This window comes from Pseudomonas reinekei (assembly GCF_001945365.1).
GTDB classification, from domain to species: Bacteria; Pseudomonadota; Gammaproteobacteria; order Pseudomonadales; family Pseudomonadaceae; genus Aquipseudomonas; species Aquipseudomonas reinekei.
On record NZ_MSTQ01000006.1, the window covers coordinates 296,426 to 308,792 of the forward strand.

Here is a 12,367-nt window from a genome sequence, read left to right on the forward strand (position 1 = left end):
GCAGGATCACTATGCCGGCTTCATTCGTTCATCTACGCCTGCACACTGAATACTCCCTGGTCGACGGTCTGGTGCGGATTAAACCGCTGGTCAAGACCCTGGTCGGCATGAACATGCCTGCCGTCGCGGTCACTGACCAGAACAACATGTGTTCCCTGGTCAAATTCTATAAAAACGCCATGGGTGCCGGGATCAAGCCGATCTGCGGCGCCGACCTGTGGCTGTCGAACAAGGATCCGGACAATGCCCTGAGCCGGATCAGCCTGCTGGTGATGAACGCCGTCGGCTATCGCAACCTGACCGAGTTGATCTCCCGCGGCTTCATCGATGGCCAGCGCAATGGCTCGATCATCATAGAGCGTGAGTGGGTGGCCGAGGCCAATGAAGGCTTGATCATGCTGTCGGCGGCCAAGGAAGGTGAGATCGGTCAGGCCATGATCAGCGGCAATCCGGACGAAGCTGAAACCCTGGCGCGCGAATGGATGGCGGTTTTTCCGGACCGTTTCTATCTGGAGATTCAGCGGACCAATCGGCCGAATGACGAAGAGCAGTTGCACGGTGCAGTCGCCTTGGCCGAGAAGATCGGCGCGCCACTGGTGGCGACCAACGATGTGCGCTTCATCAAGCAGGAAGACTTCGCTGCCCACGAAACCCGCGTATGTATTGGTGAGGGCCGCGCCCTTGACGATCCGCGGCGTTCGAAGAACTACAGCGATCAGCAATACCTCAAAAGCGCCGAGGAAATGGCCGAGCTGTTCAGCGACATTCCCGAAGCGCTGGAAAACACCGTCGAGATCGCCAAGCGCTGCAACATCGATGTGAAGCTGGGCAAGCACTTCCTGCCCAACTTCCCGATCCCCGATGGCATGACCATCGATGAATATTTCCGCAAGGTGTCCTTCGATGGCCTTGAGGAACGGCTTGCTGTCCTGCTGCCCAAGGACACCACCGAAGATTACGAAGCCAAGCGCCAGGTCTATGTCGACCGATTGAATTTCGAGCTGGATATCATTATCCAGATGGGCTTCCCCGGTTACTTCCTGATCGTGATGGACTTTATCCAGTGGGCCAAGAACAACGGCGTGCCGGTAGGTCCTGGCCGTGGATCGGGTGCCGGCTCGCTGGTGGCTTACGTACAGAAGATCACTGACCTCGACCCGCTGGAATATGACCTGCTGTTCGAACGTTTCCTTAACCCGGAACGGGTTTCGATGCCCGACTTCGACGTCGACTTCTGCATGGACGGTCGTGACCGGGTGATCGACTATGTGGCCGAGAAGTACGGCCGCAACGCCGTGAGCCAGATCATCACCTTTGGTTCCATGGCGGCAAAGGCGGTAGTCCGCGACGTGGCGCGGGTGCAGGGCAAGTCCTATGGCCTGGCGGATCGTCTGTCGAAGATGATTCCGTTCGAAGTCGGCATGACCCTGGAAAAAGCCTACGAACAGGAAGAAATCCTGCGTGACTTCATCAAGGTCGATGAAGAAGCCGCGGAAATCTGGGAGATGGCCCGCAAGCTCGAAGGCGTTGTGCGTAACGTCGGCAAGCACGCCGGTGGTGTGGTGATTGCGCCGACCAAGCTGACTGACTTCTCGCCGATCTATTGCGACGAAGCAGGCGACGGCCTGGTGACCCAGTTCGACAAAGATGACGTTGAAGCCGCCGGTCTGGTGAAGTTCGACTTCCTGGGTCTACGGACCCTGACGATCATCGACTGGGCGCTGAAAACCATTAACCGCGATCGCGCCAAGGTCAACGAACCGCCGCTCGACATCGCATTCATCCCGCTGGACGACAAACCGACCTACACGCTGCTGCAAAAAGCTGAAACCACGGCGGTGTTCCAGCTTGAATCGCGCGGCATGAAAGAGCTGATCAAAAAGCTCAAGCCCGACTGCCTGGAAGACTTGATCGCACTGGTGGCACTGTTCCGTCCGGGCCCGCTGCAATCGGGCATGGTGGACGACTTCATCAACCGTAAGCACGGGCGCGCCGAACTGGCGTATCCGCACTCGGACTACCAGTACGAAGGCTTGAAGCCGGTATTGGCGCCGACCTACGGCATCATCCTGTATCAGGAACAGGTGATGCAGATCGCCCAGGTCATGGCCGGCTACACCCTTGGCGGTGCGGACATGCTGCGTCGAGCCATGGGTAAGAAAAAGCCGGAAGAAATGGCCAAGCAGCGTGGCGGTTTCATTGAAGGTTGCGCCACCAACAATATCGACGCGGACCTGGCCGGTAACATTTTCGACCTGGTGGAAAAATTCGCCGGTTACGGCTTCAACAAATCCCACTCCGCTGCCTATGGTCTGGTGTCGTACCAGACGGCATGGCTGAAAGCGCACTACCCGGCACCGTTCATGGCTGCGGTACTCTCGGCGGATATGCACAACACCGACAAGGTCGTGACCTTGATCGAAGAAGTGCGCACGATGAAGCTGCGTCTCGACGCGCCGGACGTGAATACTTCGGAATTCAAGTTCACCGTGAACGACGAGGGCCGGATCATTTACGGGCTCGGTGCAATCAAGGGTGTGGGTGAAGGTCCGGTGGAAGCGATCACCGAGGCGCGCCTGAAAGGCCCGTTCAAGGACCTGTTCGATTTCTGCGCCCGGGTCGACCTCAAGCGCATCAACAAGCGTACCCTCGACGGCTTGATCCGCAGCGGTGCACTGGATCGTCTTGGCCCGTATTTCCATGACGAGCAGAAAGCCTACCAGGCCAACATCGACCGCAATCGCGCGGTGCTGCTGACGGCCATGGAAGAAGCGATAAAGGCCGCCGAACAAACCGCACGCACCCAGGACAGTGGTCACTCCGACCTGTTTGGCGGTTTGTTTGTCGAAGAAGACGCCGACGTCTACGCCAACCATCGCAAGGCCAAGGAACTGACCCTCAAGGAACGCCTGAAAGGGGAGAAAGACACCCTCGGCCTGTACCTGACCGGTCACCCGATCGACGAATACGAGGGTGAAATCCGTCGTTTCGCCCGCCAGCGCATCATCGATTTGAAACCGGCGCGCGACACCCAGACGGTCGCCGGGATGATCATCGCCCTGCGCGTGATGAAGAACAAAAAGGGCGACAAGATGGGGTTCATCACCCTTGACGACCGCTCTGGCCGAATCGAGGCCTCGCTGTTTTCCGAGGCTTTCCATGCTGCGCAATCGCTGTTGCAGACCGACGCGATGGTGGTGGTCGAAGGCGAGGTCAGCAACGACGACTTCTCCGGTGGCCTGAAGCTGCGGGTCAAGCGGGTGATGAGCATGGAAGATGCGCGCACCAACCTGGCCGAGAGCCTGCGTTTGAAACTGCACGCCAAGGATCTCAAGGGTGATCAGCTACGCTGGCTGGGTGAACTGTTGAAGCGTCACCGCGGTGCGTGTCCGATCACCATGGACTACACCAGCCCCGATGCAAAGGCCTTGCTGCAGTTCGGTGAAGGCTGGCGAATCGATCCGGCGGATGCGTTGATTCAAGCCCTGCGTGACCAGTTCGGGCGAGACAACGTCTTCCTCCAATACCGTTGACCGGCAGGTAATATCAGAATGCCTGCCCGCAACCTGAATTTTTAATCTCGACCTCAGCGCGCCTGTCCCTTAAGGTAGGGCGCGAATAGACAACCGGCCGGCCCAAGATCACTTGGACTCGACCCAAGACGGACGCCTATGAACCCGAATTTTCTAGATTTCGAACAGCCGATCGCCGACCTGCAAGCCAAGATCGAAGAGTTGCGCTTGGTCGGTAATGACAATTCGCTGAATATCGGCGATGAGATCTCCCGCCTGCAGGACAAGAGCAAAACGCTGACCGAAGACATTTTCGGCAAGCTGACCAGCTGGCAGATCGCACGTCTGGCGCGCCACCCGAAGCGTCCTTACACCCTGGACTACATCGAACATATTTTCACCGAGTTCGACGAATTGCACGGTGACCGCCACTTCTCCGACGACGCAGCCATCGTCGGTGGCATCGCCCGTCTGGACGACCAGCCGGTGATGATCATCGGTCACCAGAAAGGCCGTGAAGTACGCGAGAAGGTTCGCCGCAACTTCGGCATGCCGCGCCCGGAAGGCTACCGCAAGGCTTGCCGCCTGATGGAAATGGCCGAACGCTTCAAGATGCCGATCCTGACCTTCATCGACACCCCGGGCGCCTACCCGGGCATCGACGCGGAAGAGCGCAACCAGAGCGAAGCGATCGCCTGGAACCTGCGCGTGATGGCTCGCTTGAAAACCCCGATCATCGCCACCGTAATCGGTGAAGGTGGTTCCGGCGGTGCATTGGCCATCGGCGTTTGCGATCAGTTGAACATGCTGCAGTACTCGACCTACGCGGTGATCTCGCCGGAAGGTTGCGCTTCGATCCTGTGGAAAACCGCCGAGAAAGCACCGGATGCCGCTGAAGCGATGGGCATCACCGCCGAGCGCCTTAAGGGCCTGGGTATCGTCGACAAGGTGATTGGCGAGCCTTTGGGCGGCGCCCACCGTGATCCGGCGGCTGCAGCGGCTTCGATCCGTGCCGAGCTCAGCTCGCAACTGGCGATGCTCAAGAAGCTCGACCACAAAGCTTTGCTGGACCGTCGTTACGAGCGTCTGATGAGCTACGGTCTCTGATCGGACACGCAGTACCCATGTGGGAGCGAGCCTGCTCGTGAACGCGGTATGACATTCAGCCAATGTGTTGGATGTTAAGCAGCCTTCGCGAGCCGGCTCGCTCCCACATTTGATTTGTGCAATGAGGCAGAAATGAGTCAGTCCGCGATTGATTTGCCTTCCAGGCTTCTGCTGAACCTGAAGCCCTGGCGCAATGCAACAGCCTGGCACATCGCCTTCTCCGGTGGCCTCGACTCCACCGTCCTCTTGCACCTTCTCGCACACCTTGCCAAAACCGAATCCCTGCCGCCACTCACCGCCATCCATGTCCATCATGGCCTTCAGGCTGTGGCGGATGCGTGGCCGGATCATTGTCGGTCGGTCTGTGACGCTTTGGGTGTGCCGCTGCAGGTTGTTCGCGTGCAGGTGCAACCCGGCGCCAGCCTGGAGCGCGCGGCGCGGGACGCGCGTTACGGCGCGTTCATGGATGTCACTCAAGCCAATCAAGTGCTGCTGACCGCGCAACACCGAGACGATCAGGCGGAAACGTTGCTGTTCCGTCTGTTGCGTGGGGCCGGGGTGAGGGGGTTGTCGGGCATGCCACGCCGGCGTCCACTGGGGGGCGGGCATTTAGTCAGGCCTTTGCTCGATATCACCAGGACGGAACTGGAAACCTACGCCAGCGAAAACCATCTGAACTGGATCGAGGACCCTTCCAATCAGGATCGGCAGTTCTCGCGCAATTACCTGCGTCATCAGGTGTTCCCGGCATTGACGGCACGCTGGCCACAGGCGATGGCGACGATGGCTCGCAGCGCCGCACATCTGAGTGAGGCGCAGGGATTACTCGATGATCTTGCGCAAATCGATTTGAGCCAGGCGAGCACGCCCAGTGATTTCGATTGGCTGGGCTTGCCGTCTCTGGAGCTGGCCGCGCTGGAAAAGCTTTCCGTTGCCCGCCAGCGCAACGCGCTCAGCCACTGGCTCGAACCGCGCACACGACTGCCCGAGAGCGACCATTGGTCGGGTTGGGACAGTTTACGTGATGCCGCAGTGGATGCCCGACCGATCTGGCGGCTGGCGGATGGCGAGTTGCATCGGGCAGGTGGGCGTCTATGGTGGTTGTCGGGTGGTTGGTTGAGCCCGGTGCTCGCAGCAGGGGAGTGGCCTGACCCCGCGCTGCCGCGCGCGTTGCCTGGCAATGGGGTACTGACGTTGACGGGGCAAATCCCCGATGGCCCGTTGCAGATCCGCTATCGTGAAGGGGGCGAAATCATGGAGCTGCCGCCGCGTGGCCATCGCGATCTGAAGCGTTTGCTTAACGAGCGGGGAGTGCCGCAGTTCGTGCGCGGCAGATTGCCGCTGCTGTTCAAGGGCGAGCAATTGCTGGCGGTGCCGAACCTTCAGGGGCTGGAAGGGGGGGCAGCAGGAAGCTGGAATTTGCATTGGCAACCGCCGAACGAAGATCAAGGTTTGAGCTGAAAGGGGCTTTCCGGTAGACTACGCTCCCTTCTTGATACAACTTCTGTGGATTCGCCTGAATTGCAGGAGTTGCCGATTACCAAGCAGTCTTTGCTGGGCGATTCCAAAAAATGTGTAGCGAGCAACGTACCGGTGTTTCATCTTCCGGTCTGTCCCAACGCGGCGGTTTTTTTGAAAGGTGCACTGTGATTAATGCAGGTGATCGGGGGCTTCGGCCTTCCTTCGCTTTCCCCGGCGGCTCGGACCGCTTTAACGCAGACTTCTAGGGTTTTTCATGACGCGCTACATATTCGTCACGGGCGGTGTTGTTTCTTCATTGGGGAAAGGCATTGCATCGGCATCATTGGCGGCCATCCTGGAGGCGCGGGGACTTAAGGTCACCATGCTGAAGCTGGACCCGTACATCAACGTCGACCCGGGCACCATGAGCCCGTTCCAGCACGGTGAAGTGTTCGTCACCCACGACGGCGCCGAGACCGACCTGGACCTGGGCCACTACGAGCGGTTCATCCGCACGACCATGACCCAGAACAACAACTTCACCACCGGCCGTGTCTACGAACACGTGCTGCGCAAAGAGCGCCGTGGTGATTACCTGGGCGCAACCATCCAGGTGATTCCGCACATCACCGACGAAATCAAGCGCCGCATCATCAAGGGTGCAGGCGATGCCGACGTGGCCATGGTCGAGATCGGTGGCACCGTGGGTGACATCGAGTCGCAACCGTTCCTCGAAGCCATCCGCCAGCTGCGTTTCGAAGTCGGCGCCAAGCGCGCGATGCTGATGCACCTGACACTGGTGCCGTACATCGCCACTGCTGGCGAGACCAAAACCAAGCCAACCCAGCACTCGGTCAAGGAACTGCGTTCCATCGGCCTGCAGCCAGACGTGCTGGTCTGCCGCTCCGACCACCCGATCGATGTGTCCTCGCGTCGCAAGATCGCGCAGTTCACCAACGTTGAAGAGCGTGCGGTCATCGCGCTGGAAGACGCCGACACCATCTACAAGATCCCGGGCATCCTGCACTCCCAGGGCCTGGACGATTTCGTCGTCGAGCGTTTCGGCTTGCAGTGTGGCGGTGCCGATCTGTCCGAGTGGGAAGCCGTGGTCGACGCCAAGCTCAATCCTGAGCACGAAGTCACCATCGCCATGGTCGGCAAGTACATGGAACTGCTGGACGCCTACAAGTCGCTGATCGAAGCGATGAGTCATGCCGGCATCAGCAACCGCACCAAGGTCAACCTGCGCTACATCGATTCCGAAGACATCGAGAACCAGGGCACCGCGCTGCTCGAAGGCGTCGATGCGATTCTGGTGCCGGGCGGCTTCGGTCTGCGTGGTGTGGAAGGCAAGATCACTGCCGTTCAATACGCTCGAGAAAACAAGGTGCCGTACCTGGGCATCTGCCTGGGCATGCAAGTGGCTGTCATCGAGTTCGCGCGTAACGTCATGGGCTGGAAAGACGCCAACTCCACCGAGTTCGATCGTGCGAGCGGTCACCCGGTCGTGGGCCTGATTACCGAGTGGGAAGATGCCACCGGTGCCGTCGAAATCCGTACCGAAACTTCCGACCTGGGCGGCACCATGCGCCTCGGCGCGCAGGATTGCCTGCTGGAACCGGGTTCGCTGGTTCACGATTGCTATGGCAAGGACGTGATCGTTGAGCGTCACCGTCATCGCTATGAAGTGAACAACAACCTGCTGCCGCAAATCATGGAAGCCGGCCTGAAAATCTCCGGTCGCTCCGGTGATGGCGCACTGGTTGAAGTGGTTGAAGCACCGGATCATCCATGGTTCGTCGCTTGCCAGTTCCACCCTGAGTTCACCTCGACGCCACGCGACGGTCACCCGTTGTTCAGCGGTTTCGTCAAGGCAGCTTTGGCTCAACACCAGAAGAAGGCGTAAACCTGATGGCGCAGAAGATCATCCGCGTAGGCGATATCGAGATTGCCAACGACAAGCCAATGGTGCTGTTCGGTGGCATGAACGTGCTTGAAAGCCGCGACATGGCGATGCAGGTCTGCGAAGAGTACGTGAAGGTTACCCAGAAACTGGGTATCCCTTACGTGTTCAAGGCCAGCTTCGACAAGGCCAACCGTTCCTCCGTGACTTCTTATCGTGGCCCCGGCCTGGAAGAGGGCATGCGGATTTTCCAGGACATCAAGCAAGCCTTCGGCGTGCCGATCATCACCGACGTCCACGAGCCAGAGCAGGCTGCAGTCGTCGCTGAAGTCTGCGACATCATCCAGTTGCCGGCCTTCTTGTCGCGCCAGACCGACCTCGTGGTCGCGATGGCCAAGACCGGCGCTGTCATCAACATCAAGAAAGCCCAGTTCCTCGCGCCTCAGGAAATGAAACACATCCTGAACAAGTGCGTGGAAGCGGGTAACGATCAGTTGATCCTCTGCGAACGCGGTTCGAGCTTCGGCTACAACAACCTGGTTGTCGACATGCTCGGCTTCGGCATCATGAAGCAGTTCGAATACCCGGTGTTCTTCGACGTGACCCACGCGCTGCAAATGCCGGGTGGTCGCGCCGACTCCGCTGGCGGTCGCCGCGCACAGGTGCTGGATCTGGCCAAGGCGGGCATGAGCCAAAGCCTGGCGGGTCTGTTCCTCGAAGCTCATCCGGATCCGGACAACGCCAAATGCGACGGCCCATGCGCCTTGCGTCTGGACAAACTGGAGCCATTCCTGGCCCAGCTCAAGGCTCTGGACGAACTGGTAAAGAGTTTTCCGACGGTAGAAACCGCGTAAACCTCAATTCTCCGGTAAAGTACCGCACGATTTGTCGCTCATGCCCTCGGGCATGAGCGTTATCGTCTGCAAGTTTGCCCGCTGCACATCCCCTTGCCGACGGTAAAAAGATTTCCTCTAGCTGCGTCGTTTTCGTCAACTTTGGAGTGTTTACAACAATGGCTAAAATCGTCGACATCAAAGGTCGTGAAGTTCTCGACTCCCGTGGCAATCCCACCGTGGAAGCGGACGTGCTTCTCGACAACGGCATCATCGGCAGTGCTTGCGCGCCGTCCGGTGCTTCCACTGGCTCGCGTGAAGCGCTCGAGCTGCGTGATGGCGACAAGAGCCGTTACCTGGGCAAGGGCGTTCTCAAAGCCGTAGCCAACATCAACGGTCCGATCCGCGACCTGTTGAAAGGCATGGACCCAAGTGACCAGAAAGCCCTCGATCTGGCGATGATCAAGCTCGACGGCACCGAAAACAAAGCAACCCTGGGCGCCAACGCCATCCTCGCCGTTTCCCTGGCTGCGGCCAAGGCAGCAGCACAGGACCAGGACCTGCCGCTGTACGCTCACATTGCCAACCTGAACGGCACCCCGGGTGTTTACTCGATGCCGGTTCCGATGATGAACATCATCAACGGTGGCGAGCACGCCGATAACAACGTCGACATCCAGGAATTCATGGTTCAGCCGGTGGGCGCCAAGTCTTTCTCGGAAGGTCTGCGCATGGGCACCGAGATTTTCCACCACCTCAAAGCCGTGCTGAAGGCCCGTGGCCTGAGCACTGCCGTTGGTGACGAAGGTGGTTTCGCACCAAACCTGGCTTCCAACGAAGACGCGCTGAAAGTGATTTCCGAAGCCGTGGCCAACGCTGGCTACAAACTCGGCACTGATGTGACCCTGGCTCTGGACTGCGCGGCCAGCGAATTCTACGAAGACGGCAAGTACAACCTGTCCGGCGAAGGCCAGGTGTTCACCGCTGAAGGTTTCGCTGATTACCTGAAAGGCCTGACCGAGCGTTACCCAATCATCTCCATCGAAGATGGCCTGGACGAGTCCGACTGGGCTGGCTGGAAAATCCTCACCGACAAGATCGGTGAGAAGACTCAGCTGGTAGGCGACGATCTGTTCGTGACCAACACCAAGATCCTGAAAGAAGGCATCGATAAAAAGATCGCCAACTCGATCCTGATCAAGTTCAACCAGATCGGCACCCTGACCGAAACCCTGGAAGCCATCCAGATGGCCAAGGCTGCCGGTTACACCGCTGTGATCTCGCACCGCTCCGGCGAAACCGAAGATTCGACCATTGCCGACCTGGCCGTGGGCACGTCGGCTGGCCAGATCAAGACCGGCTCCCTGTGCCGTTCCGATCGCGTTTCCAAGTACAACCAACTGCTGCGTATCGAAGAGCAGTTGAACGGCAAAGCCAAGTACAACGGCCGTAGCGAATTCCGCGGCTGATCGTTTGCTGGTAAAAAGACACCGGATTGTGTCGGAAAAATCGCTACAGCGACGTTTTTGCCACTAATCTGATGCCTTAAGAGCACAAGCCTGGTTCTTCCAGGCTTCGTGCTATCAGTAGCTTCATGTTTGGGTGTGGCTGTCTTTTTTCACTGGATACCTGATATTCGATGCGCAGTCCCAATTGGTTGTTCCTCGTCTTGCTCCTGTTGCTGGCTGGCCTGCAATACCGCCTGTGGGTGGGGGATGGCAGCCTGGCGCAAGTGGCCGAGCTGACTCAGCAGATTGCCGATCAGCAAGCTGAGAACCAGACTTTGTTGGAGCGTAATCGGGTGATGGACGCCGAAGTCAGCGAGTTGAAAAAAGGCATGGAGACCGTTGAAGAGCGGGCTCGCCACGAGTTGGGCATGGTCAAGGACGGTGAAACCCTTTACCAGTTGGCACAATGAACCAGACGTTACCGGCCTTCTGGGCCGTGATTCCTGCCGCGGGCGTTGGTGCCCGTATGGCCGCGGACCGTCCCAAACAGTATTTGCAATTGGGCGGACGCACTATTCTCGAACACAGCCTTGGCTGTTTCCTTGATCATCCTTGTCTGAAGGGCGTGGTGGTCAGTCTTGCTGTTGATGATCCTTATTGGCCGAATCTGGCGTGTGCCGCCGATGCCCGTATTGCGCGGGTCGAGGGTGGCTCGGAGCGTTCCGGATCGGTACTCAATGCCTTGCTGCATTTGCATGCACAGGGTGCGGATGATGAGGATTGGGTGTTGGTACACGATGCCGCACGGCCGAATCTCAGCCGTGACGATCTCGACAAGTTGCTGGCTGAACTGGCTGATGACCCCGTGGGCGGGTTGCTGGCGGTGCCGGCGCGGGACACGCTCAAGCGGGTCGATAAACACGGGCGTGTCGTTGAAACCGTGGATCGCAGTGTGATCTGGCAGGCGTACACGCCTCAGATGTTCCGCCTCGGAGCGTTGCATCGGGCGTTGGCCGACAGCCTGGTGGCCGATGCGGTGATCACTGACGAAGCATCGGCGATGGAGTGGTCTGGCATGGCGCCGCGCTTGATCGAAGGACGGTCCGATAACATCAAGGTCACCCGTCCCGAAGATCTGGATTGGTTGCGTCAGCGTTGGGCCCATCGCCGCTAGATGGCGTACTCCGCCCGCTTGGCCAATCCTTCTTTCAAGTAATCCACCAATTTGCGCACCTTCGGCGACAAATGCCGTTGCTGCGGATACAGCGCCCACACCGCGGTGTTAGGCGGTTGATGCGCCTCCAGCAGCGAAATCAACGCGCCGCTTTTCAGATGCTCCAGCACGTAATAATCCGGCAACTGACACAACCCTACGCCTTGTAGCGCAGCGTCCAACACCGCCTGCCCACTGTTGCATCGCCAGTTTCCCTGCACCCGTTGCGAATATTCCCGCCCGTTCTGTTCCAGTTGCCACAGATCCGAACTGCCGATGAGGCAGTTATGGCGGCTCAGTTCCGACAAACTGTGTGGCCGACCGTACCGCTCAAGGTAGGACGGAGAGGCGCAAAGAAACATGCGCCGTGGCGCGAGGCGGGTGGCGACCAGTCTTGAGTCCTGCAAGCGCCCTAGGCGGATCGCCAGGTCGAGGCCTTCGTGCACCAGGTCGAGTTGCCGATTGCTTAGCTCGATGTCGATCCGCAGTTGCGGATACAGCCCCATGAAACGAGTAACCAAGGGCACGATGAAGCGTTCGCCGTAAGCCACGGCGCAGGTCATGCGCAACATGCCTTTGGGTTCGCTGGTCAGGTCGCCGACTGCGCGCAATGCTTCTTCGCGTCCATCCTGCAGACGTTGGCAATGTTGTAGAAATGTCTGTCCGGCTTCAGTCAGCGTCACCCGTCGCGTACTACGGTAGAGCAAACGGGTTTGTAAACGCTCTTCCAGGCGTACGATCTGTCGACTGATATGCGAGGAAGAAACGCCCAAGCGTTCGGCGGCAGCGGTAAATTGGCTGCATTCGGCGACGGCGACGAATTCGTCGATTCCTTCCCAGCGGTTATCGGCCATAGAAGATTATCCCTGTGTGGCAATAATGTTTTCCTT

At 58.8% G+C, this 12,367-nt stretch carries 9 protein-coding genes; 8 read left to right on the forward strand and 1 reads right to left on the reverse strand.

All coding sequences use genetic code 11. From position 1 onward, the window contains the following. The first annotated feature begins 11 nt into the window (after window positions 1–11). The 8 genes from dnaE (at window position 12) to ispD (ending at window position 11,438) form a co-directional block, all read left to right on the forward strand. Entirely contained in the window at window positions 12–3,533 is a 3,522-nt protein-coding gene (gene dnaE / locus BVK86_RS12660) for a DNA polymerase III subunit alpha (protein ID WP_075946752.1), read from the forward strand. Window positions 3,534–3,671: 138 nt separating this feature from the next. Next, window positions 3,672–4,619, forward strand: coding sequence for an acetyl-CoA carboxylase carboxyltransferase subunit alpha (locus BVK86_RS12665; RefSeq protein ID WP_056856237.1), 948 nt, complete (start codon window positions 3,672–3,674; stop codon window positions 4,617–4,619). 132 nt (window positions 4,620–4,751) lie between these two features. Next, the gene (tilS, locus tag BVK86_RS12670; protein ID WP_075946753.1) at window positions 4,752–6,080 is read left to right on the forward strand and encodes a tRNA lysidine(34) synthetase TilS; all 1,329 of its coding nucleotides are present in this window, start codon (window positions 4,752–4,754) and stop codon (window positions 6,078–6,080) included. Window positions 6,081–6,354: 274 nt separating this feature from the next. Next, window positions 6,355–7,986 (forward strand): CTP synthase, encoded by a 1,632-nt coding sequence (locus BVK86_RS12675; RefSeq protein ID WP_075946754.1) that lies wholly within the window; start codon window positions 6,355–6,357, stop codon window positions 7,984–7,986. A gap of 5 nt (window positions 7,987–7,991) precedes the next feature. After that, a complete protein-coding gene (kdsA, locus tag BVK86_RS12680; protein ID WP_008057333.1) occupies window positions 7,992–8,837 on the forward strand; it encodes a 3-deoxy-8-phosphooctulonate synthase in 846 nt (281 codons plus the stop codon). A gap of 158 nt (window positions 8,838–8,995) precedes the next feature. Next, window positions 8,996–10,285: a phosphopyruvate hydratase gene (gene eno, locus BVK86_RS12685; RefSeq protein ID WP_075946755.1), complete on the forward strand. Its 1,290-nt coding sequence runs from the start codon at window positions 8,996–8,998 to the stop codon at window positions 10,283–10,285. A gap of 170 nt (window positions 10,286–10,455) precedes the next feature. Further along, the gene (gene ftsB, locus BVK86_RS12690) at window positions 10,456–10,734 is read left to right on the forward strand and encodes a cell division protein FtsB (RefSeq protein WP_075946756.1); all 279 of its coding nucleotides are present in this window, start codon (window positions 10,456–10,458) and stop codon (window positions 10,732–10,734) included. Continuing rightward, window positions 10,731–11,438 carry a 2-C-methyl-D-erythritol 4-phosphate cytidylyltransferase gene (gene ispD, locus BVK86_RS12695; RefSeq protein ID WP_075946757.1) on the forward strand — a complete coding sequence of 236 codons (708 nt, stop codon included), beginning with the start codon at window positions 10,731–10,733 and terminating at the stop codon, window positions 11,436–11,438. Before ftsB ends, ispD begins: the two co-directional genes overlap by 4 nt. Here ispD and BVK86_RS12700 read toward each other — a convergent pair. Then, window positions 11,435–12,331 (reverse strand): LysR family transcriptional regulator, encoded by an 897-nt coding sequence (locus BVK86_RS12700; RefSeq protein ID WP_075946758.1) that lies wholly within the window; start codon window positions 12,329–12,331, stop codon window positions 11,435–11,437. The genes ispD and BVK86_RS12700 overlap by 4 nt on opposite strands. Window positions 12,332–12,367: the final 36 nt, after the last annotated feature.